General features: G+C 74.4%; 4 protein-coding genes. 2 read left to right on the top strand and 2 right to left on the bottom strand.

Features of this window, described 5'->3' with window-relative positions:
• Positions 1–102: 102 nt before the first annotated feature.
• Positions 103–1,044 carry a methionyl-tRNA formyltransferase gene (locus tag E1294_RS13655; protein ID WP_132508434.1) on the top strand — a complete coding sequence of 314 codons (942 nt, stop codon included), beginning with the start codon at positions 103–105 and terminating at the stop codon, positions 1,042–1,044.
• On the opposite strand, the gene panD is transcribed toward E1294_RS13655, so the two are convergent.
• Positions 1,031–1,438 carry an aspartate 1-decarboxylase gene (gene panD / locus E1294_RS13650; protein ID WP_132508432.1) on the bottom strand — a complete coding sequence of 136 codons (408 nt, stop codon included), beginning with the start codon at positions 1,436–1,438 and terminating at the stop codon, positions 1,031–1,033. The genes E1294_RS13655 and panD overlap by 14 nt on opposite strands.
• A 116-nt stretch (positions 1,439–1,554) precedes the next feature.
• Between panD and E1294_RS13645 the strand changes: the two genes are divergently transcribed.
• On the top strand, positions 1,555–2,523 hold the full coding sequence (locus E1294_RS13645) for an ABC transporter substrate-binding protein (RefSeq protein ID WP_220447714.1): 969 nt from the start codon (positions 1,555–1,557) through the stop codon (positions 2,521–2,523).
• Here the strand turns inward: E1294_RS13645 and E1294_RS13640 are convergent.
• Entirely contained in the window at positions 2,516–24,988 is a 22,473-nt protein-coding gene (locus E1294_RS13640) for an amino acid adenylation domain-containing protein (RefSeq protein ID WP_132508428.1), read from the bottom strand. The genes E1294_RS13645 and E1294_RS13640 overlap by 8 nt on opposite strands.
• Position 24,989: the final 1 nt, after the last annotated feature.

Genomic DNA, 24,989 nt, shown 5'->3' with positions numbered 1-24,989 from the left:
TTCCCGCATGCCGCAGCCGGCTTAAGGAGCGAGCTCGACCCTCGCGCGCCCCGATATTTAGGTTAGGCTTACCTAATTCAGCCCTAGCCACAGGAGGCGCACATGCGGGTTGCGATGTTCGGCTACCAGACCTGGGGACACCGCACGTTGCAGGCACTGCTGGAATCCGGCCACGACGTGGTGCTCGCCGTGACACACCCCAAGAGCGAGCACGCCTACGAGAAGATCTGGGACGACTCGGTGGCCGATCTGGCGGCCGGGCACGGCGTTCCCCTGCTGCTACGCGCCCGGCCGGACGACGAGCTCGTCACCGCACTCAAGGAGGCGGAGCCGGACATTCTCGTCGCCAACAACTGGCGCACCTGGATCCCGCCGGAGATCTTCAGGCTGCCCCGCCACGGCACGCTGAACGTGCACGACTCGCTGCTGCCCGCCTACGCCGGCTTCTCGCCGCTGATCTGGGCGCTGATCAACGGGGAGGAGGAGGTGGGAGTCACCGCTCACCTGATGAACGAGGAGCTGGACGCCGGCGACATCGTGCTGCAGCGCGCCGTACGCGTCGGACCTTCCGACACGGCCACGGACCTGTTCCACAGGACCGTCGCGCTGATCCGCCCGATCGTGCGGGACGCGCTCGCGCTCATCGAGAGCGGCCGGGCGGCCCCGGTCGCCCAGGACCGGTCGAAGGCGAGCTTCTTCCACAAGCGCTCCGTCGAGGACGGCCGCATCGTCTGGAGCTGGCCGGCGGAGGACATCGAGCGGCTGGTGCGCGCGCAGTCCGACCCGTACCCGAACGCCTTCACGTTCTACAAGGGTGAGCGCATCCGCGTGCTGAAGGCGTCCGTGTCGAAGGGTCTGTACGGAGGGACCCCCGGCCGGGTGTTCATCCGCGAAGGCGACGGAGTGGTCATCGTCGCCGGCCCGGACGCTCGGAGGGGGCGCAGCCACGGGCTGGTGATCGAGCAGGTCCGCACGGAGTCGGGTGCGGACCTGCCCGCCACGGAGGTCTTCCGCACGATGGGCGGCTATCTCACCGACCGGTGACCTGGGTGGCCGAGCCCGGGACCGGAGCGGCCGGGTCGGCTCCGAGGTCGACGATCCGGTTGCGCTCGTCGACGTGCACCACGAAGGGGACGTGCGATCCCGCCTCGTCGCCGGCCACATGCAGGAAGGACATGATGATCACGAGATCTCCGGGCGACACGAGGTGCGCGGCGGCCCCGTTGATGCCGATGACGCCCGTACGCGCTTCGCCTTCGATGGCGTACGTGACCAGCCGTGACCCGTTGGCGATGTTCACGACGTGGACCTGCTCCCCCTCGATGAGCCCGGCCGCGTCCATGAGGACCTTGTCGATGGTGATGGACCCGACGTAGTGGAGGTCGGCCTGGGTCACGGTGGCCCGATGGATCTTCCCGCCGAGCAGGATGCGCTGCATCTTCAGCTCCCATGATCAATGTTAGGTAATGCTATCCTAAATTGGATCCCATCACCTGGCCAGAAGGACCGCAGATGATCAGTTTCCGCGCACTTCGGCGAGCCTTAGTCAGCACTGTGTCAGGCGTCCTCCTGGCGGCTTCGCTGATCTCCTGCTCGGCGGGAACGCAAGCCGAGGCGCCGCAGGCCGCCGCGCCCGCCGATCCCGCCTTCCCGGTCACCATCGACCACAAGTTCGGCAGCACCACGATCGAAGCCAGGCCGTCCCGGGTCGTCACCGTCGGATGGAACGATCAGGACTTCGCGCTCGCGCTGGGTGTGGTGCCGGTCAGCACCCGCGCGTGGTTCGACGAGTACACGAGCTTCCCGTGGGTCAAGACGGCGCTGGGCGGCAAGCAGCTGTCCACGTTCTCGGCGGAGCTGAACTTCGAGGCCATCATCAAGCAACGGCCCGACCTGATCATCGCCATCTACGAGACCGTCAACAAGGAGACCTACGACAAGCTCTCCCAGATCGCGCCCACGGTGATCCAGTCGGACGACTACGCCGACGAGCAGACCCCGTGGGACGTCCAGACGCTCACCACGGGCAAGGCGCTGGGCAAGTCCGCAGCGGCGCAGGCGCTCGTCGACAAGGTCAACGCGAAGATCGCCGACGCGAGGCAGGCGCATCCCGAGTTCGCCGGCAAGGTCCTCGTGGTGGACTTCGGGCCGGAGAACGGGCAGCACTGGCTGATCCCGGCCCGCGACCCGCGCCGCGCGCTGTTCGACGCGCTCGGCTTCGCCGCTCAGAGCGAGGCCGACGAGATCAGCGAGGAGCGGCTCGACCTGCTCGACCGGGACGTGCTGTTCGTCAACGGCGCGACCAGGGCCAAGATGCTGGAGTCGCCGGTCTTCTCCCGCCTGAAGGTGGTCAAGACCGACCGCACGATCTACACGGACTTCTCCACCCCGCTCGGCGGCGCGCTGTCCTACAGCGGGCCGGACGCGCTGCTCTACGCGCTCGACGTGCTCGTGCCGCAGCTCGCGAACGCCGTCGACATGGACCCCTCGACCCCGGTCAAGGACCTGTCCGCCGTCACATGAGGCGGGCCAGCAGCGGCCCGAGGATCTCCAGGGTGGCGGCGTCCAGCAGTTCGGAATGCCGGCACTCCACCGCGACCACGCGCAGCTCCCCCGCCACGTAGGGACTCCACCGCTCCGAGGCCGCGCCGGTGAACCCCTGCTCGGGCACGGTCGCGTCGACGAAGAGCACGTCGCCGGGATAGACGTCGTACGTGGCCCGCCCCATCATGCGGTCGCCGGCCAGATAGCTCTCCACGACCCGCTCGATCTGCTCGTCCTCCAGCGCCGCGACGCCGTCGCCCGTGCCGCGCAGGAAGGCGACGGCGTCGGCGGCGGACATGCGCTCGTCCGGCACCCGGTAGCCCATCTCGGCCAGCAGCGCGGCGACGTCTCCCGCGACTCCCGGCACCTCCGCTGGTGTGTCGAGCATGCCGAGGAGGTGGATGTCGCGGCCCTCGGCCGCCAGCCGCACCGCCACCTTGTGCGCGACCGCGCCGCCGAACGACCACCCGAGCAGGGCGACCGGCCCCTCCGGAGCCACCCCGGCGATGAGGCCCGCGTACTCCGCGGCGAGGTCGTCCATGGTCGCGGGCAGGCCGCTCTCGCGGCTCAGGCGGGGCGACTGCAGCCCGTACAGCGGGACACCCTCGGGCAGGTAGCGCTTGAGCGGGGCGAACGGCCAGCTCAGCCCGCTGGCGGGCGGGAAGCAGAACAGCGGCGGCCGGGTGCCGTCGCCCGGCCGCAGGGCCAGCAGTTCGGCCATGGCGTCGGCCGTGGGAACGCCGCCGCTGATCCGCCTGGCCAGGGCGGCCGCGGTGGGAGCGGCGAACAGGTCCGCGACCGGGAGGTCCGCGCCCAGCCGGGCGCGCAGGGCGGCCGCCAGGCGTACGAGCAGGAGCGAGTGGCCGCCGAGGGCGAAGAAGTCGTCGTCCACGCCGACAGAGCCGGCCGGGCCGAAGCCCAGCACCTCCGCCATGACGGCGCAGACGGCCGCCTCGGTACGCGTGCGCGGCTCGGCGTGGGTGGCCGCCGGCGCGAAGTCCACCTCGGGCAGGGCCGCGCGGTCCACCTTGCCGTTCGGGGTGAGCGGCACCTCGTCGAGGACGACGACCGCGGCGGGGACCATCCAGGAGGGCAGCCGCTGCGCGAGATGGTCGCGCAGCGCGGGGGCGGGGGCGGTGACGTACGCGACGAGCCGGTCCTGCCGGGCGGCGACCGCGACCCGCGACACGCCTGGGCAGGTCGCCGCGACCGCCTCGATCTCGCCGGGCTCGATGCGGAATCCCCGCACCTTGACCTGGTGGTCGGCCCGGCCGAGGAACTCGAGCTCGCCTCCGGCGCTCCAGCGGGCGAGGTCGCCGGTACGGTACATGCGCCCGCCGGTGAACGGGTCGGCGACGAACCTGGACGCGGTGAGGCCGGGGCGGCGCAGGTAGCCGCGGGTGACCTGGGCGCCGCCGAGGTACAGCTCACCGGCGACGCCGGGAGGCGCCGGGCGCAGCGCCGGATCCAGGACGTGCGCGGTCGTTCCCGGCAGTGGCCGTCCGAGCGTGGGAGGTTCGTCCCGGCGGACGGTCGCGGCGGTGGCCCACACGGTCACCTCGGTCGGGCCGTACACGTTGGTCACGGAGGCGGCACGTGCGGTCAGGTCGCGGGCCAGGGCGGGCGGCAGAGCCTCGCCACCGACCAGGATTCGCACCCCCCGCAGATCGACGCCGGGCGGCAGTGTCGACCACAACGACGGCGTGGCCTGCATGACGGTGATCCGCTCAGCGCGGAGCAGCTCGGCCAGCAGGTTCGGGTCGCGTACCTGCGTGTCGGAGGCCAGCACCACGCAGCCCCCCGCCCGCAGGGGCCCCATCAGCTCCAGGACGGAGATGTCGAAGGAGAGCGTCGTCACGGCGAGCAGCCGCTCGCCCGGCCCGGCCACCGGGAGCGCGCCGAGGAAGCACTCCAGGTCGTGCTGGGTGACGACCACGCCCTTCGGGCGTCCGGTGGAGCCGGAGGTGTAGATGACGTACGCGGCCGAGCGCGGGTCGCGCGGCGGCGGATCGAAGAACGCGGGCCCGCCGCTGAGTGTGATGCCCTCGGGGAACAGCTCGCGGGTGCGGTCGTCCACCACGATCGCGGCCGGTCGCGCGTCGGCCACCATGAAGCGCAGCCGTTCGGCGGGGAACGCGGGGTCGAGGGGGAGGTAGGCGGCCCCCGCCTTGGCCACGCCGAGCACGGCCACCAGCAGCCCGGCCGAGCGCGGCAGGGCGATCCCGACGAGGTCGTCAGGTCCGAGGCCGCCGAGCCGGGCGGCGAAGGCGTCGGAGGCGGCGTCGAGCTCGGCGTAGCTCATCGTCTCGCCCTCGAAGACGCAGGCGTCCGCGTCAGGGGTGCGCCGCGCCTGCGCGGAGAAGCGTTCGTACCACGGCGGCCCGCCGGCCCGCGGCGGCCCGCCGGCCCGCCACCGGGCCAGGTCGGCCCGGTCGCGCTCCGCGAGCACGCCGGCGGCCTCGACCGGCTCGTCCGGCCGGGCGGCGACCTCGCCGAGCAGGGCGAGGAGGCGCCCGACGAGCCGCTCCGCCGTCTCAGGGCGGAACCGGCCGGCGTCGTACTCGAGGATCACCTCGAACGGCTCGCCGTCGACGAAGGTGACGTTCAGGTCCACCTTCGGATCGGCGGCGACCGTGGGCGCCTCCCCCACCGGCAGGCCGAGCACGGTGTCGCGGCCGGCGGGCCGGTGCAGGTAGCCGAGCATCACCTGGAACAGCGGGTTGCGACCCCGCGCCCGCGCCGGGTTGGCCGCCTCGACCACCTGCTGGAAGGGCAGGTTAGCGTGCTCGAACGCGGCCAGGTCGCTCTCGCGCACCCGGCGGAGCAGCTCGGTGAACGTGGGCGAGCCGGACAGGTCCGTACGCAGCACGACGGTGTTGACGAAGAACCCGACGAGGTCGCCCAGCGCGGGGTCGGCGCGGCCCGAGGCGGGGGTGCCGATCGGGATGTCGGTGCCGGCGCCGTGGCGGGACAGCAGGGTGGCGAGCGCCGCGTGCAGCACCATGAACAGGCTGGCCGACTCGGCCCGTCCCAGCGCGCGCAGCGCGTTGACCAGCTCGGGCGGCAGCTCGGCGGTCACCTGCCCGGCGGGCCGGGAGCCGCGGGCCTGCCGGGCCCTGTCAGGGGGCAGGGTGCCGGGCAGATCGGCGGGCGGATCGGCGGGCAGGGTGATCTCGGCGGGAAGCCCGCGCAACCGCCGTTCCCAGTAGGCGCGGTCGTCGTCGTGCCGGTCGTCGAGCCGCAGCCAGAGCGCGTAGTCGGCGTACTGCACCGGCAGCGGCTCCCAGCCGGGGGCGTGTCCGGCCAGCCGGGCGGCGTAGGCGGTGCCGAGGTCGCGTAGCAGCGGGCCGTCGGACCACTCGTCCATCGCGATGTGGTGCATCACCAGGGCCAGCACCGTGTCGCCGCTGTCCTGCTCCTCGATCAGGGTGGCCCGCAGCGGCGGTTCGGCGGCCAGGTCGAAGGGCCGGGCGAGCGCTTCGGCCAGCGCGGGACCGGCCGTGGGGCAGCGGACGACGGCCAGGTCGATGCGGGGCTCGGCGAGCACCCGCTGGGCGGGCCCCTCGTCGATGACCGTGCGCAGGATCTCGTGCCTGCCCGCCACGTCACCGAGCGCCGCTCGCAGGGCGGCGGCGTCGACGGCGCCGCGCAGGCGGACGAGCAGCGGGTAGGTGTAGGCGGTCGAGGCCGGCTCCACCTGCTGGAGCAGCCAGAGCCGCTCCTGCGCGGGCGACAGCGGCACGCGGGCGGGGCGCGGCCGGCGGGCGAGCGGGGGCCGAGCCGACCCGGCCGTGCCCTCCAGTCGGCCCTCCAGGCGGTCGGCGAGCCGGGCGGGGGTACGCGCGTCGAACAGGTCGCGTAGCGACAGGTCGGCGTCCGTGGCGGCGCGGACGAGGCCGAGCAGCCGGATGGCCAGCAGCGAATGCCCGCCCCTGTCGAAGAAGTCGTCCTCGGGCTTCACCTCCTCGCCGTCGCCGAGGGCCTGGCGGAACAGCGCGCACAACAACCGTTCCCGCTCGTTCGCGGGCTGCCTGGAGCCGGAGGCGAGCGCGCGGGGCGGGGGCAGCGCGGCGGTGTCCAGCTTGCCGTTGACGGTGAGCGGCAGCGCGTCCACGACCGCGTACGCCGCCGGCATCATGTGACCGGGAAGCACGGCCTTCAGCTCGCGATGCACCTCGGCGGCCAGCGCGCCGGCGTCCCCCGGGCGGTCGGGGACTAAATAGGCCACCAGCCGCCTGCCCCCCGCCTGGTCGGGCACGGCGAGCACGGCGCTCTGGTGGACGCCCGGCCGGGCGGTGACGGCGGCCTCGACCTCGCCCGGCTCCACCCGGTGGCCACGGATCTTGACCTGATCGTCGGTGCGGCCGAGGAAGCCCAGGTTGCCGTCGCCGCGGACGCGGACCAGGTCGCCGGTCCGGTACATGCGCCCGCCGGGCACGAACGGGTCGGCGACGAACCTCCCGGCGCTCAGCCCCGGGCGGCCGAGGTAGCCGCGGGCCAGCCCGGTACCGGCGATGTAGAGCTCCCCGACGGGAGCCGGGCGGAGGAACGCGTCGAGCACGTAGCAGCTGGTGTTCCAGATCGGCCGCCCGACCGTGGTGGTGGCGCTGTCGGCGGTGCCCGCGCCGAGCGTGTTGATCGTGTACTCGGTCGGTCCGTAGAGATTGTAGCCGTGCACGCCCTCGGCCTCGCGCAGCTCCGACCACAGCGACTGGGGCACCGCCTCGCCACCGAGGAGCACCAGGGGCGGGCGGTGGGGCCCGTCGAGGAGCCCCTCGTCGATCAGGTGCCGGGCGTAGGTGGGCGTCACGTTCACCACGTCGACGCGGTGGCGGTGGCAGTAGGCGACGAGCGCCGTGGCGTCCCTGCGCAGCTCCTCGTCGCAGATGTGCACGTGGTGGCCCTCGACCAGCCACAACAGCTCCTCCCACGACATGTCGAAGGAGAACGAGACGGTGTGGGCGATGGTGAGGATCCGGCCGCCGGCCGCCGCGACCGTCGGCGTGAAGATCGCCTCGCGGTGGTTGAGCTGCATGTTCGTCAGACCGCGGTACGGCGTGACCACTCCCTTGGGGCGCCCGGTGGAGCCTGAGGTGTAGATGACGTACGCGGGATGGTCGAGCCGCCCCGCCCGCCGGGGGACGGCGACCGGGCCGGTGGGCCCCCGCACGTCGTCCAGGAGCAGCCCGGCCACGGGGTGGGAGGCGAACCTGGGTGCCACCGCCCGCGTGGTGACCAGCAGGACGGGCCCGGCGTCGGCCAGCATCGCGAGCAGCCGCTCGTCGGGGTGGTCGAGTTCGAGCGGCAGGTACGCCGCACCGGTGCGGAGCACGGCGAACAGCGCGGCGACCATGTCGATGGAGCGGGGCACCGCGAGTGCGACGATCCTCTCCGGCGCCGCTCCCCCGGCCAGCAGCGACCGCGCGATCTGGTTCACCCGCGCGTCGAGCTCGGCGTAGGTCAGGGTCCGGTCCTCGAAGGTGAGCGCGGGCCGGTGCGGGGTCCTGCCGGCCTGGTCCGCCAGGAGGTCGGCGACCGTGTCCTCGCCGACGGGCCTGGTGACCCCGTCCATCGACGTGCTCTCCCCCGCCAGGAGCAGCGGCACGTCGGCCACCGTCGCCTCGGGGTCGGCCGCGAGGCGGAGCAGGACGTGCTCCAGCCGGGCCAGCAGGGCCTGCGCCTGCTCCGTCGCCACCACGTCTCCCCGGTACTCCAGCCGCAACGTGAGCCGCGCGCCGGGGGTGACCACCCACGTGAGCGGGTAGTGCGTGGCGTCCACGCTGGACACGCCGACGACGCCGTGCGCCTCCTCCAGGTCGGTGAAGGTGTCGTCGTCGAGGAAGTTCTGCAGCACGTACAGGCTGTCGAACAGGGTGTCGCGGCCCGCTGCCCGCTGGATGTCCCCGAGCCCCAGATGTTCGTGCGGCATCAGCTCCACGCGCTCGGCCTGGACCCGCCTCATGACGTCCAGCACGCTCTCGCCGGGGGCGAGCCGGACCACGGCCGGCACGGTGTTGAGGAACACCCCGATCACCGACTCGATGCCGTCCAGCTCGGTCGGCCGCCCGGCGACCGTCGTGCCGAACACGGCGTCGCGGCGGCCCGACGCGTGGGCCAGCACCAGGCCCAGGGCGGTCGTGAGCATCGCGTTGAGCGTCACGCCGCAGCGGCGGGCCTGGTCGATCACCTGCCGGGTCTGCTCCTCCGTCAGCCGCGCCGACAGGCTGCTCGCCGGCACGGGCACCATGTCCGCCGCCGTGCCCGCCGCCGGGAACAGGACCGTGGGCTCCACGCCGGCCAGGGCCCGCGCCCACGCGCTGCCCGCGGCCACGGCGTCCTGGCGGGCCAGCCAGGCGAGGTAGTCGGTGAACGTCGCCCCGCCCGTGGGGAGGGCGCCGCGTTCGCCGCGGGAGTCGTACAGGGCGAACAGCTCGCGCAACACCAGCTCGCGGGACCAGCCGTCCCACAGCAGCAGGTGGTAGGTGAGGAGCAGGCGGTCGCGCCCGCCTGGCAGGTGGACCACGGTCAGGCGGCACAGCGGCGGGCACGCCGGGTCGAAGGGCCGCCTCCGGTCCTCCTCCATCACCTCGGGCAGCCCGGAGTCGTCCGCGGACAGGTCGATCACGTCGACGGCGCCGTCGAGGCCCGTGCCGACCACCGCCACCGGACGGTGCCCGTCGTCGGCGGTGAAGCCGAGACGCAGCGTGGGATGGCGGTCGAGGAGGGCCGCGTACGCCAGGCGGAGAGCCGGCAGGTCGAGGCGGGTGGCGAAGTCGAAGGCGTTCTGCGCCACGTACACGTCGGCGTCGCCGGCGTAACGCGCCTGGAAGAACAGCCCTTCCTGCAACGGCGACAGCGCCCACTGCTCCGGCGCGGCGACCAGGTCGCGCAGCGCGCCGCCCCAGCCGTCGGCGATCGTGCGGGCGTCGTCAGCGCCCAGCCCGCCCTCCGCGTACGTGAACACCGCGTGCAGCTCGGGGCCGTCCGGGGTGTCGTGGCAGGCGACGTTGATCTCCAGCAGGTACGGCGTCCCCAGGTCCGGGTCAGGGGCCACGCGCAGCGCCGCGGTCTCCGGCGCGGTGTCCCAGTCGCGCGTCCCCCCGGCCGGGAACCTGCCCAGGTAGTTGAACAGCAGCTGGGGCGTGCCGAGCCGGGCGAGCGCGGCGGCGGTCCGCGGGTTGCAGTACCGCAGCAGCCCGAACCCGATGCCGCCGTCGGGCACCGCCCCCACGGCATCGCGCACCTCGCCGGGCGTGGCCTGGCCGCCGGGCAGGCGTACGGGGGCGATGGCGGTGAACCAGCCGACCGTCCTGGACAGTCCTGCGTCTCCCGCGCGGCCGTGCCGTTCCAGGTCGAGCACCAGCGGCGCATCCGTGTCCAGGCCGCGCGCGGAGCGCCAGCGGGCGACCGCGGCGTGCAGCGCCACGACGAGCGTCCCGGTGACGTCTCCTCCTTGCGCCGCCGGGACGGTGGTGAGCAGCGGCCGGGTGACGTCGGGGGGCAGGCGGAGCACGTGGTCACGGGTGGCCCCGACAGTCAGCCCGACAGTCGGCCCGAGGGCCGGGGCGGCCGGGTCGAGTTCGCCGCCCGGCCGCAGCGTGGCCGCCCAGTGCTCGAACTCCGCCAGCCTGGCCGCCTGGGCGGCGTTCTCGGTCAGCGCCCGCGCGTGGGCGCGCAGGGAGGTGCCGACCGGGTCGAGAACAGGCCGCTCCCTCGCGGCGACGGCGTTCCACGCCTGCCGCAGGTCGTCGACGAGGATGCGCCAGGACACCCCGTCCACGGCGAGGTGGTGGGCGACGATCAGGAGCCTGCCCTGCCGGTGCGACCCCCGGTCGAACCACACAGCCTGGAGCATCCGGCCGGCGTCCGGGTCGAGCCGGTCGGCGGCGGCGTCGGACTCGGCGGCGATGAGGGCGCGCAGGCCGTCCTCGTCGTGCCCGGTCGCGTCGACCGCCAGCACGCCGGGCTCCGGCGGGTCGCCGGCCGGACGCAGCTCCAGCGACCACAGCAGCGGCGAGGGCCTGCTGAGCTTCAGGCGGAGCGCGTCGTGCCGGTCGGCCAGCGCGCGGATCAGCTCGGCGACCTGTTCGTGCGTCATGCCCGGCGGGGTGCGGAGCAGCTCGGCCTGGTTGAGCCGGGAGATCGCGCCGCCCAGTTCGGCCAGCCGGTGCACGATCGGCATGAGCATGACCTCGCCGACGCCGTCGGACTCGGCAAGCGCCGTCCCGGGTGCGGCGGGCTCCGGTGCGGCGGGCTCGGGCCCCGAGGTCAGGGCGCGGGCGAGGGCGGCCGGGGTCCTGTGTACGAACACGTCCTGCGGTGACAGGTGCAGCGTGCGGCGCCTGGCGAGATTCACCAGCTGGATGGCGATGATGCTGTCACCACCGAGGTGGAAGAAGTCGTCGTCGGGGCCGGCCGCGTCCACCTGCAGGACCTCCGCGAACAGCGCGCGCAGCACGTCCACCGGGTCCCCGCCGGCGAACGTCGGGGAGGCCGGGGAGGTCGCGGAGCGTGCGAGAGGTGCGGACGGTGCGGAGGGCCGCGCGGGTGTCGTGAGCGGGACGGCGGCCAGCGCGTCCCTGTCCAGCTTGCCGTTGACCGTGAGCGGCAGCGCCTCCAGCGGGACGAAGGCCGCCGGGACCGCGTACGAGGGCAGCGACCGGGACAGATGCGCCCGCGCCGCGTCGGCGTCGATCCGCGTGCCCGGCCGGGCGACCACGTAGGCCACCAGCCGCCGGCCCCGCTGGTCCTCGCGCACGGCCGCCGCGGCGTTGGCGACGCCGTCCAGCGCCAGCAGCGCGGCCTCGATCTCGCCGAGCTCGATCCGGTAGCCGCGTACCTTCACCTGCTGGTCGGCCCGGCCCAGGTAGACGAGGTCGCCGCCGGGAGTCCGGCGCGCGAGGTCGCCGCTGCGGTAGAGGCGGCCGCCCGGCGTGAACGGGTCGGCCACGAAGCGGGCGGCGGTCAGCGACGGGCGGCTGAGGTAACCGCGGGCCAGCTGGTCCCCGGCGACGTACACCTCACCCGTCACCCCCGGCGGGACCGGCTGCAGGTAACGGTCGAGCAGGTGGACGCCGAGGCCGGGCAACGGCCCGCCGATGGTACCGGCGGGCCCGCCCCGGGTGTCGTCCAGGGTCAGCTCCCTGAAGGTGACGTGCACGCAGGTCTCGGTGATGCCGTACATGTTGACCAGCCGGGCGGCCGGGTGGCGGCGCTGCCACGACCCCAGGCGGGCGGGGTCCAGCGCCTCGCCGCCGAAGACGACGTACCGGAGGGCGAGCTCACCGGGCGCCGCCTCCGCCAGCGGGTAGAACGCCGACGGCGTCTGGTTGAGCACGGTCACCCGTTCGCGCTCCAGCAGGCCGAGGAACCGCCGCGGGTCGCGGGCCACCTCCCTGTCGACGACCACCAGCCGCCCGCCGTGCAGCAGCGCGCCCCACAACTCCCACACCGAGAAGTCGAACGCGGCGGAGTGGAACATCGTCCACACGTCCGAGTCCCCGAAGTCGAACAGCTCACCGGCCGCGGCGAACAACGACAGCACGTTGCGGTGTGTCACCTCGACGCCCTTGGGCGTCCCCGTCGAGCCGGAGGTGTAGATGACGTACGCCGTGTTGTCGGCTCCGGCCGGCGCTAGGGGGCCGCCGACGTCCCCGCCGTCCAGCGTGTCGTCCAGGTCGCCCAGCCCGCCGTCGAGCAGGTCGTCCAGCAGTACGATCGGCACGCCGGTCCCGGGCAGCCCGGCCAGCGTGGCGGACTCCGTCAGCAGGCACGCCGGCGCGGCGTCGTCCAGGATGAAGGCCAGCCGGGCGGCCGGGGCGTCGAGGTCCAGCGGCACGTAGCAGCCTCCCGCCTTGACGACGGCGAGCAACGCGACGACGAGGCCGGCCGAACGCGGCAGCGCCACGGCCACCCGCGACTCGGGCCCCACTCCCCTGGCGGCCAGGACCCGGGCCAGCCTGGTGGCGGCGGCGTCCAGCTCGGCGTGGGTGAGCGAGGTGTCGCGCCAGGTCACGGCGGTCGCGGCAGGCTCGGGCCTGGCGGCGGCGTACGCGCCGGCCAGCGTCCCCGCCACGGCGGCCCGGGACGCGTACGGTGCCACGCCGGCGCGGGACGCGAACGGCGCCACGGCGGGCCGGGACCCGATCGGCGACGCGGCGGGCCGGGGCAGGGCGGCCTCGCGTTCGGCTCCGGTGAGCAGGTCCAGTCGTGACACCGGCGTGTCAGGGGCCGTGACGAGCCGGTCGAGCACCCGGGTGACCAGGTCGAGCAGGTTCCTGGCGCGTTCCTCACCGACCAGCTCCACGTCGTACTTGATCTCCAGGGTGAGCCGCTCGCCGGGGAAGACGACCAGGGAGACCGGGTAGTGCGGCGAGTCCGTGCCGGTGAAGCCGCGCAACTCCAGCCCGGACCGCTCGCCTGCGCGCGCGGCGGGGAAGTTCTCCACCACGACCATGGTGTCGAAGAGCTCGCGGACCCCCGCGAGCCGGGCCAGCTCGGCGAGGCCGACGTGCTGCGCGTCGAGCAGGTCGCCCTGCACCCCGTGCAGGCGGTCGGCGATCTCTCCCAGGGTCTCCTCAGGCCGCCAGGACATCGGCACGGGGATGGTGTTGATCAGCAGGCCGACGATGCTCTCGACGCCGGGCAGCCGCCCGCCGCGGCCGGACACCGTGGAGCCGAAGACCACGTCGTCCCGCCCGAGCAGCCGGCCCAGCAGCAGGCCCCACGCAGCGTGCACGAGGGTGCTCAGCGTCACGCCCCGCTCGCGGGCCGCGGCGACGACCACGCCGGCGGGCAGCTCGCCGTGGACGCTCGCGTGCCTGGACACCGCGTACGTGGCCGGGAACAGGCGTGTCGCGGAGTCCACCCCGGCCAGCGCGGTGCCCCACACGTCGCGGGCGGCGGCCCGATCCAGCCCGGCCACCGCCTCCACGTGATCGCGGAACGTCACCACGGGCGCGGGCAGCGCGGCGCCGCGCTCGTAGGCCTCGACGACGTCGCCGAAGACCAGCGGGTACGACCAGCCGTCGGCGATGATGTGGTGCATGGTCTCCACGAGCCGATGGTCGGTGTCGCCGAGCGAGACCAGCGCATAGCGCAGCAGCGGCGCGGCCGCCAGGTCGAACGGCTCGGCCAGCTCGGCGGCGGCCAGGGCGGCCAGCCGTTCGCGGGCCTCGGCCGCGTCCAGCCCGCTCAGGTCGGCCGTGCGCCACGGCACCTCGACCGTGCCGGCGATCACCTGGACCACCCGGCCGTCGGCCAGCTCCTGGAAGCTCGCCCGCAGGGCGTCGTGGCGGTGCACCGTCGCGGTCACCGCCCGGCGCAGCGCCGCCGGGTCGACCGGGCCGGACAGCTCGGCCACCTGCTGCACCACGTAGGTGTCGGTGTGGCCGGCGCCGAAGGACGCGTGGAAGTACATGCCCTCCTGGAGCGGCAGCAGCGGCAGGACGTCGCGGGCGCCGGCGAACCGGTCGGCGTCCTCCTGCGTGAGCGCGACCAGCGGGAAGTCCGACGGGGTGTGCCCGGCCAGGTCGGCACAGCGAGTGAGGGCCGTCAGCGCGGCCAGCCACAGCCCGGCCAGCTCGGCGACCTCCCCGGCCGCCATGACGCCGGACGGCCAGGACAGCGTGGCCGAGAACGAGGGCCCGTCCGGTCCGTCCTGAGCCAGGGCGTTGATTTCCAGCCCCATCGCGAGGTTGTCCGGGTGGACGCCCTCGCGCAGGGTGCCGCCGCCGGCGGCGAAGCGGCCCAGGTAGTTGAAGAGGATCTGCGGCGGCTGCGGGAGATCGAGCCCGTCGAGGTGGCGCAGGACTCCGTGGCCGAGCCCCTTGCGCGGCACCGCGCGCAGTTGCTCCTTGACGGCCTTGGCGGCCCTGGCCAGCCCGGGGCCGGCCGCAGTGACCTCGTCCCAGCTCAGCGGCCCGGGATCGAGGCGTACGGGGTGAATGGCGGTGAACCAGCCCACGGTCCGCGACAGGTCGGCGGCGCCGGCGAGGTCACCGTCACGGCCGTGGCCTTCGAGGCTGAGGAGCACGGCGGAGCCGTCGCCGCGCCCGTGCACGCGCCGCCACCGGGCGAGCGCGACGGCGAAGCCCGTCAGCAGCACGTCGTTGACGCCGCCGTGCATCGCGGCGGGCACGGCGCCCAGCAGGGCCGCGCTCGTCTCCACAGGCAGGGACACGGTCAGCGACCGGACGGAGGCGGCCGTGTCGACCGCGGGATCCAGCGGGCGGGCGCCCAGCGGCGGATCGTCGGTGGCCAGGACGTCGCGCCAGTGGCCGGCCTCGTCGCGGAAGGAGGGACGCGCGTCCTGGATCGCCGACGCCCAAGCGCGGAAGGACATCGGGACGGGGTCCAGCTCGGGTTCGCGGCCGGCCAGCAGGTCCGTCCAGGCGCGGGCGAGGTCGTCGGCGATCACGCGCCAGGAGACGCCGTCGATGACCAGGTGGTGGATGACCAGCAGCAAGTGACCGGGGCCAGGGCCGCGGTCGGACCAGACCGCCTGGAGCATGATGCCGCGCGCCGGGTCCAGCCGCCCGGCCACCTCCTCGGCAACGCGCCGCCCGGCGTCCGTCACAGCGTCCGTCACAGCGTCCGCCACAGCGTCCGCCACAGCGGACCGTCCTGAGGCAGGGTCCGCGCCGGGCAAGGGTGCTTCCTGCACCGTGCAGAGCGCGGACGCGTCGAACCCCTCCGGCGGCGGCACCGACAGCGTCCACGTGTCGCCGTCGCGGTCGAGCCGGGCCCGCAGCAGGTCGTGGCGGACGCAGAGCGCCCGTACCGCCTGTTCCACCTGCCGCACGTCCAGACCGGCGGGGACGGGCAGGACCATCGACTGGTAGAAGAGCTCCAGGGGCGTGCGGGCCAGCATCGTCTCGGCGAGCATCGGAGTGAGCGGAACCGTCCCGGTCGCGGGCACGCCAGGATCGTGCGCCTCCCGCGGCGCCGGCTGCGGGAGGGCGGCGGCCAGCGCGCGCACGGTGCGGCGGCGGAAGACGTCGCGCGGGGTGAGGTTCATGCCCGCCTTTCGCGCCCGGCCCGTCACGGCGATCGAGGAGATGCTGTCGCCGCCGATGGCGAAGAAGTCGTCGTCGACGCCGACCTCGGCCAGGCCGAGGACCTCGGCGTAGATGGCCGCCAGGGCCTGTTCCCGCTCGCCGCCCGGAGCCTGCCGCGCGCCGCCGCCGGGCGCGACGGGCTCGGGGAGCGCCGCCACGTCGAGCTTGCCGTTGACGGTGAGCGGCAGCTCGTCCACCACCCCGTACAGGGCGGGGACCATGTAGCCGGGCAGCCGTTCGGCCAGCGCCGCGCGCAGGCCGGCGGGAAGCTCGTCGCGGGCGGCGCCGGGCGCCGGGATCACGTACGCGACCAGCTTCTTCAGCCCGGGCACCGCAGGATCAGGGCGGGCGATCACGGCGGCCTGGCGCACCCGCGGGTGGGCCGACAGCGCCGACTCGACCTCGCCGAGCTCGACCCGGTATCCGCGGATCTTCACCTGGTCGTCGACGCGGCCGAGGAAGTCGAGGTTGCCATCGTCGCGCTGGCGTACGAGGTCGCCGGTGCGGTACATGCGCCCGCCGGGCACGAACGGGTCGGCGACGAAGCGGGCGGCCGTCTGCCCGGGGGCGTGCAGGTAGCCGTGGGCCAGGCCGGCGCCCGCCACGTGGAGCTCGCCCACCACGCCCGCGGGCACGGGGCGGAGCCACCCGTCCAGCACGTACGCGCGGGTGTTCCAGATGGGACGGCCCACGACGGGGGTGGCGCTGTCGCGGGTGCCCGCGCCGAGCGTGTTGATCGTGTACTCGGTGGGCCCGTACAGGTTGTACCCCTCGGGGCCGCCCGGCTCGCTCAGCCGGTCCCAGACGCTCTCGCTGACGGCCTCGCCGCCGAGCAGCACCAGGCACGGGGTGTGCCCGCTGTCGAGCAGGCCCTCCTCGAACAGCAGGTGGGCGTAGGTCGGGGTGACGTTGACGACGTCGATCCTGTTGGCCTGGCAGTACGCGACGAGCGCGGTGGCGTCCCTGCGCAGCTCCTCGTCGCAGATGTGCACCTCGTGGCCCTCGACCAGCCACAACAGCTCCTCCCACGACATGTCGAACGAGAACGACACGGTGTGCGCGATGCGCAGCCGCTGCCGCCCGGTCCGGCGCGCGGTCGGGCCGAAGATCTCGGCCCGGTGGTTGAGCTGCATGTTGGTCAGCCCGCGATAGGGCGTCACCACGCCCTTGGGCCGGCCGGTGGATCCGGAGGTGTAGATGACGTAGGCGGGCAGGTCGCCCGGCACGTCCACGGTGAGCGGGCCGGCCGCGAAGGCGTCCAGGTCCGGGAGCACGCACCGCCCGCCGAGCCGCCGCTGGTGCTCGGCCAGCGCCGAGTCCGGGTCGGCGCAGACCAGGACGACGGGGCGGGCGTCGTCAAGCATGGCGGCCAGCCGGTCGATCGGATGGTCGAGGTCCAGCGGCAGGTAGGCGGCGCCGGCGCGCAGGACGCCGAAAAGCGAGACGACCATCTCGACGCCGCGGGGCAGCCCGAGCGCGACGATCCTGCCCGGGCCCGCGCCCTGCGACCGAAGCAGCCGGGCGCACTGGTTGATCCGGCCGTCCAGCTCGGCGTAGGTCAGCCGCCGCTCCCCGAAGACGAGGGCGACCTCGCCGGGGCACGCGCGGGCCCGCTCGGCCAGCAGGTCGGCGATCGTCGCCGTGCCGATCGGATGCTCGGACGCCGCCCACTGCTGGGCCAGCTCGTCGCGCTCCTCGTCGAGCATCAGGTCGAGCGCGCCGACCGGCACCGCGAGGCCGTCGGCCAGCGTCGCCAGCAGCCGGGTGAACCGGCGCACCATCCGCCGGGCGCCGGGCTCGGGCACGTCGGGCCGGTACTCCAGCTTGATCCGCAGGTTGGCGCCGGGGGTGAGCACCCAGGTGAACGGGTAGTGGGTGCTGTCGGCGTAGTCGACGCCGACGATGCCGTGCTCGCGTTCCAGGTCGGTGAACGTGGTGTCGGTCAGGAAGTTCTGCAGCACGTACAGCGTGTCGAACAGGTGCTCCTGGCCGCACGCGCGGTGGATGTCGCCGAGGCCGAGGTATTCGTGCGGCGCCAGGTCCACTCGGTCGTTCTGGGCGCGGCGGGCCAGGTCGAGCACGGTGGTGCCGGGCGAGGGCGCCACCCTTGCCGGGACCGTGTTGAGGAACAGGCCGATCACGTTCTCGATGCCGGGCAGCTCGGCCGGGCGGCCGGCCACGGTCGTGCCGAACACCACGTCCGGGCGGCCGGACTCGTAGCCGAGCAGGATGCCGAGCGCGGCGGTCAGCAGCGCGTTGAGCGTGACGCCACCGCGGGCCGCCTGTTCGCCCAGCCGCGTGGTGACCTCGGCGGGCAGCGCGGCGAGGATGCGCTCGGACGGCACCGGCTCCCGGCCGATGGCCTCCGGCGCCAGGACCGTCGGCTCGTCGACTCCCGACAGGGCCGCTCGCCAGGCGGCTGCGGAGGCGTCGCGGTCGCGGGTGCCGATCCAGGCGAGGTAGTCGGCGAACGTGCTCTCCGCCGGAGGGAGCGCGGCGCGCGTGCCGCCCGAGCCGTAGAGCGCGAACAACTCGCGCAGGACCAGCTCGCGTGACCAGCCGTCCCACAGCAGGAAGTGCGAGGTCAGCAGGAGCCGGTCGCGCCCGTCCCGCAGGCGTACGACGGTCAGCCGCACCAGGGGCGGGCGGGCCAGGTCGAACGGCTCCTCCCGGTCGGCCCGCGTCACCGCGTCGAGCCGGCCGTCCTGCTCCGCCAGGTCGACGACCCGTACCTCGGCGGGCACGTCCGCGGCGATGAGCTGCGAGCCGCCGTCCGCGGCGAACCCTGCGCGCAGGGTGGGGTGGCGGCGCAGCAGCGCCGCGAAGGCCTCCGTCATGGCGTGGACGTCGACGCGCCGGTCGAGGTCGAAGACGTTCTGCGCTATGTAGGTGCTGCTGCTCTCCGCGAAGGCCGCCTGGTAGTAGACGCCCTGCTGGAGCGGCGACAGCGGCCAGACCTCGCCCTCCGTGACCCCCGCTGCGGGCGGCTCCGCCTCCCGCAGGGACGCGGCGAGGGCGGCGGGCGTACGCAGGCGGAACACGTCCCGGATGGTGAGCTCGACGCCGTCCTTGGCGAGCAGGCTGACGAGGCGGATGGCGAGGATGCTGTCGCCGCCGACGGTGAAGAAGTCGTCATGGACGCCCATGCCTTCGACGCCGAGCAGGGCGCCGGCCCGGGCGCAGATCATCGCCTCCTCCGCGGTCCGCGGCCGCCCGCCCCTGACGCCGGGTTCGGGGTCGGGTAGCGCGCGGCGGTCGCGTTTGCCGTTGGGCAGAGCAGGCAGCCGGTCCAGCACCGTCACCGTCGCGGGCAGCAGGTAGGGAGGCAGGTCGGCGCGGAGCAACGCGCGCAGCCCCTGGGGGTCCAGCTCCTCCCCCGGCGCGGCCACCACGTAGGCGTGCAGCGCCCCGCCCCGCACCGCCACCGCCGCGTCGGACACCCCGGCGCGGCGCATCAGCGCGGCTTCGAGCTCGCCCGGCTCGACCCGGTAACCGTTGATCTTCACCTGGTCGTCCGCCCGGCCGAGGAACTCGACCCGCCCGTCGGGTGTCCAGCGGCCGAGATCTCCCGTGCGGTAGAGGCGAGCGCCGTCGCCGAACGGGTCGGCCACGAACCGGCCCGCGGTCGTCCCCGACCGGCCCAGATAGCCGCGGGCGAGCTGGGCGCCGCCGACGTAGATCTCGCCGGGCGCGCCGGGCGGCACTAGCTGGAGCGCGGAGTCGAGCAGGTAGAGCCGCGTGCCCGGCACCGGCCTGCCCAGCGTCACCGGCTCCCCCGGGTCCACCTCGCCTTGGAGCACATCTCCCGCGACCTCCGACGAGCCGTAGGAGTTGACGATCCTGGCCTCGGGCGACGCCCGGCGCAGGGAGCGTACGCAGGCCTGGCCGAGCGCTTCGCCGCTGCAGACCCAGCGGTTTAGCGTGGTGAGCCGCTCGGGCGCCGTGTCGGCGAGCGCCGCGGCCAGGCTCGGTACGGCGAGCAGCTGGGTCGCCCCCGACCGCTCCACGAGCCGGGCCAGCGCCGCCCCGTCGGTGGCCTCCTCGTCGCCTGCGATGACCGTCGTCGCCCCGGCGACCAGCCCGCCGAGCAGCTCGGTCGTACCGTCGATGAAGCTCAGCGAGCTCTTGGCCAGCCGTACCCGCGCATCCCACGCCGCCGCCCAGGTGAGCCGGTTGGCGAGCGCTCCGTGGGTGCCCACGACCGCCTTCGGCCGGCCGGTCGAGCCGGAGGTGTAGACGACGGAGACCGCGTCCAGCGGGGTCACGGGCGTGCCCGCCGCGGCCCGGCCCGCGGCGGCGGCCCGGACGGTGAAGGAGGGCAGGTCGTGCGGGGGCAGCGTCCTGGCGTTCGCCTCGTCGGTGAGGAGGCAGGCCGGGCGCGCGTCGCCGAGCATGAACTCGATCCTGGCCGCCGGGTAGCCGGGATCGACGGGCAGGTAGGCGGCCCCGGCCCGCATGACGCCGAGCAGGGCCGCGGCCATGTCCGCGGAACGGCTCGTCGCCACCGCGACGATGTCGCCGCGCCGTACGCCGGCCGCGGCCAGCGTGCCGCACACCCGCCGGGCCCGGTCGTCCAGCTCGGCGTAGGTGAGCGTGACCCCGGCGGACATGACGGCGGCGCGCTCGGGGTGCTCGGCTACCTGGCGGGCGAACAGGTCCAGCGCGGAGGCGCCACTGACCGCAGCACCGGCGTCGGCTCCGGCTCCGGCGGCCAGTAGGTGCCGGCGCTGCTCGACCGACACCAGCTCCACCTGGCCGCACGGCAGCGTGGGGTCGTCGGCGAGGGCGGCGAGCAGCCTCTCGTACTGCCCGATCAGCAGGCCGGCCGAGGTCGCGGAGACCATCCGCCGGTCGTGGGTCAGCGTGAGCACGATCCGATCGCCGGGCTTGGCCATCAGCGTCACCGGATAGTGCGGCGCCTCGATCGTGTCGATCCCGGCGATGGCGAGGTCGCCCTGCTCCGCGGAGGGCTCCGGGTAGTTCTCGACGACCACCAGCGTGTCGAACAGCTCGGCCGCGCCCAGCCGGCGGTGCAGCGCGGCCAGCGAGACGTGCTCGTGCTCCATCACCTCGCGCTGCGTCCGCGCGAAGCGGCGCAGCACGTCAGCCAGCGGGTCGGCCGGCTGCCACCGTACCCTCGCCGGCACGGTGTTGATCAGCAGCCCGACCATCGCGTCGATGCCCGCCGGTTCGGCGGACGCGCGGCCGGACACGGCCGAGCCGAACGTCACGTCGTCGCGACCGGTCAGCCGCCCGACGAGGATCCCCCAGGTGGCGGCGAGCACCGAACCGACGGTGAGCCCGTTCCCCTGCGCCCATGCCCGCAGGCGGTCGCCGAGATCGCCCGGCAGCTCCCGCCGGACGCGGCCGAACCCGCCACCGCCGAACCCGCAACCGCCGGACCCGACGCCGTTGGGCCCACCGCCGCCGGGCCCGCCGAGCGCGTCGGCCGTCTTGCCAGCCAGCGTGCCGGCCAGCGTGCCGGCCAGCATGGTCGGTTCGCGCACGCCGGCCAGGGCCTCGGCCCACGCCTCGATCGCGGTGTCGGTGTCCTGCGCCGCGAGCATCCTCAGGAACTCCCGGTAGGGCCGCGGTTCGGGCAGCGGCCTGTCCTCGTGGAGGGCCAGCAGGTCGCGCAGGAGCAGCGGCACCGACCAGCCGTCGGCCAGGATGTGGTGCACGGTGTGGACGAGGGCGTGCCGCCGCGGCCCGAGCTTCACCAGCGCGAAACGCATGGCCGGCGGCCGGGCGAGGTCGAACGGCGCCGACCGCTCGGCCGCGGCGATCTCCTCCAGGAGGGGCTGGGCGAGGTCGAGGTCGCTGAGGTCCTCGCTGCGCCACGGCGCCTGCGGACGGCCCGCGATCACCGACACCACCTGCCCGTCGCCGGTGGTGCGGAAGGCCGCGCCCAGGTTAGGGTGGCGGCCGAGCAGCCGTTCGGCCGCGGTACGCAGGCGCTCGCCGTCCAGCGGCCCGGTGAGCTCGATGATCTGCTGGACGACGTACGGATCGCTGCCGGGGTCGAGGGTTGCGTGGAAATACAGGCCGGTCTGCAGCGGCGAGAGCGGCAACACGTCCTTCAACGCCGGCGAGTCCGCCTCGATGGCGGTCACGTCGGCCTGTTCCAGCTGGACGAGCGGGAAGTCCGAGGGGGTGTGCCCGGCGACCGTGTCACTGGTGGCGATGTCGGTGAGGGTCTGCGTCCACAACGCGGCCAGTTCCCGTACGCGGCCTTCGTCGAGCACGCCCGCCGGCCAGCTGAACGTGGTCGTCAAGACCGGCCCGCCGGCCGTGTCGACGGCAACAGAGTTGATCTCCAGTACGCGCGGCAGCGGCATGCGCGGATCCCGCCGCTCGACCACGATCTCGCCGCCGCCGGCGGGCGCCCAATCACCGGCCCGACCGCCGGCCAGGCCGTCAGCACGACCGTCGGCCCGCTCGTCGGCCCGGGCGTCAGCGCGGTCGCCACCGCGGCCGGAGACCCGGTCGGAGGTCGGGTCGGAGGGCCGATCGGAGGTCGGGTCGGAGGTCGGGGCGTCGGCTGGAGTGGCGTCGAAGCGTCCGAGGTAGTGGACGAGCACCTGCGGCGTGACGGCCAGGTCAGGACGCGGCCCCTCCCCCAGGTAGCGCAGCACCCCGTAGCCGAGCCCGCGTTGCGGCACCCGGCGGAGCTGTTCCTTGACCGCTTTTACCGCCTCGCCCGAGGTCCCGGAGCCGGGGTCGATCACGGCGGGGTACAGGGTGGTGAACCAGCCGAAGGTACGCGAGAGGTCGGCGTCGCCGACGGCCTCCTCCTCCCGCCCGTGCCCTTCGAGCTCCAGCAGCACCGCCGAGCCGGCGCCGCGCCAGCGTCCCACGGCGCGCGCCGCGGCGGCGACCAGCACGTCGTTCACCCCGCCGTGCACGGCGGAGGGGACCGGGCCGAGCAGGCGGCCGGCGATCGCGGCGGGGATCTCGACCGTGAGCGACCGCTCCGTGGCGACCACGTCGCGCCGCGGATCGAGCGGCCGCTCGCCGATCATCGGGTCGGGCGCCGCCGCGGTACGCCGCCAGTGGTCCTCGCCGGCGCTGAAGTCGCACTCCCGCAACCGGGTCGCCCACTGCCGGACCGAGGTGGGCGCCTCTGGCAGTTCGACGGGACGTCCCGCCCGCGCCGCCTGCCAGGCCTGGGCGAGGTCCTCCAGGAGGATGCGCAGCGACACGCCGTCCACGACCACGTGGTGGACCGCGATCGCGAGCCGCCCCTGGGCACGCGCCCCGGCGTCGAGCCAGACGAGGTCGAGCATGCGCCCGCCGGCCGGGTCGAGCCGTCCGGGGGCGGCGGCGACCTGCCGTTCCAGGTCGGCCGCGGTCTCGACGCGGGTGATCACCTCGGCGGCCGTGGGCTGCCCCGGTGGCGGCACCGTGAGCGTCCAGTGGCCGGTGCCGGTCGTCCGCGCCCGCAGCAGGTCGTGGGCGGCGAGCACCGCGTCGATCATGCTCTCCAGCTGGTCGCCGGTCAGCCCGGCGGGCGTGCGTACGGTCATCGACTGGAAGAAGCCGTCCATCGACGGCCCGATGTCCTGGAGCCACTCGGTGATGGGCGTCGGCGGCACCTCCCCGATCCCGCTCACGGCGGGCAGCCCGGCGGTGGGCGCTGCGGTGGGCGCTGCGGTGGGCGCTGCGGCGCTCACGTCGGTGACCGTGGCCGCCAGGGCGGCCGGGGTGGGGTGGGCGAACAGGTCGCGCGGGCGTACCGCGAGCCCGGCCCGCCGCGCCTGCCTGACCACGCCGATCGCGACGATGCTGTCGCCTCCCAGGGCGAAGAAGTCGTCCTCGGCCCCGACCTCGGCCGCACCCAGGACCTGCGCGAAGACCTCGCACAGGATGCGCTCGGGCTCGGTGCGGGGCGCGCGCGTGCGGGCCGCGGAAGGTTCGGCCGGCCGGGGCAGCGCCTGCCGGTCCACCTTCCCGTTGGCGGTGAGGGGGAAGCGGTCGAGGACGACGTACGCGTCCGGCACCATGTACGCCGGCAGGCGGCCGGCGCACCAGTCACGCAGTTCCGCGGCCGGGACGGCGTCGTGCGACCTCGCGTACCCGACGAGCCGCCGCCCGTTCTCGCCCACCACGACGGCGGCCTGCCGCACTTGCGGGTGGGTGGCGAGCGCGGCCTCGACCTCCTCCAGCTCCACCCGCATGCCGCGGATCTTCACCTGGTGGTCGGCGCGGCCGACGAACTCCAGCGAGCCGTCGGGAGCCCACTTGGCGAGGTCGCCGGTCCGGTACATCCGGGAGCCGTCCGCGGCGAACGGGTCGGCGACGAACCGGCCGCCGGTGAGGGCGGGAGCGTTGATGTAGCCGCGGCCGAGCAGGAACCCGGCGGCGTACAGCTCGCCCGACGTGCCCGCGGGCACCTGTTCCAGACGGTCGTCGAGGACGTACAGCCGCGTGTGCGGGTTGGGGCGGCCGATGGAGGTCGCGATGCGCTCGGCGGTGTCGCGGTAGATGACGTGCGAGACGCCGATGGTGGCCTCGGCCGGGCCGTACCCGTGGTAGAGGGTCGTCGAGAGCTGGCCGCGGAAGCGGTCGAACAGCTCCGGGGTGAGCACCTCGCCGCCGCACCACACGTGCTTCAGCCCTGACAGCAGCGAGGTCCCGCGGGCCATCTCCAGCAGGACGTCGAGCATCGACGACACGAGATAGACGAACGTCACGCCCTCGCGGGCGATCAGGTCCAGCAGGTACTGCGGGTCGCGTTCGCCGCCGGGCTCCGCGATCACCACATGACCGCCGGACACGAGCGGCAACAGGATCTCGTTGACGGAGATGTCGAACGACAGCGGCGCCTTGAACAGGGACGCGTCGCCGGGACCGAAGCCGAGGATCTCCTCCACCTGCCAGAGCAGGCGGTGGCTGATCGCCTCGTGGCGGATCATGGCGCCCTTGGGTGTGCCGGTCGAGCCGGAGGTGAACATCACGTAGGCCAGCCGGCCGCCCTGGACGGACACGGGCGGCGGCTCGGCGGGCTCGTGGGCGTACCGCCAGGAGCCCAGATCCACCTCCCGCACGCCCAGCGTGCGGACCGCTCCGGCCTCGGCGCTGACCTGGCGGCGGCGCGCCTGCGGCCAGGACGGGTCGACGGGCACGAACGCGCCGCCCGCCACCATGATCGCCAGTACGGAGACGACCATCTCGGCGGAGCGCGGAGTCGAGACGGCGACGACCTCCTCGGGGCGCAGCCCCCGCTTGTGCAGGTGTTGCGCCAGCTGGAAGACGCGGGCGCCGAGTTCCGCGTACGTCAGCCGCACGCCGGGCGCGACGACGGCCGGCGCGTGCGGGGTCCGGCGCACCTGGTCGATGAACAGGTCCGCGATCGTGGTGATCCTGGCGGGAGAGTTCGCTTCCATG

Origin of the sequence: Nonomuraea diastatica (assembly GCF_004349015.1) — a bacterium.
GTDB classification, from domain to species: domain Bacteria; phylum Actinomycetota; class Actinomycetes; order Streptosporangiales; family Streptosporangiaceae; genus Nonomuraea; species Nonomuraea diastatica.
This window is presented reverse-complemented; position numbering and strand designations above follow the sequence as displayed.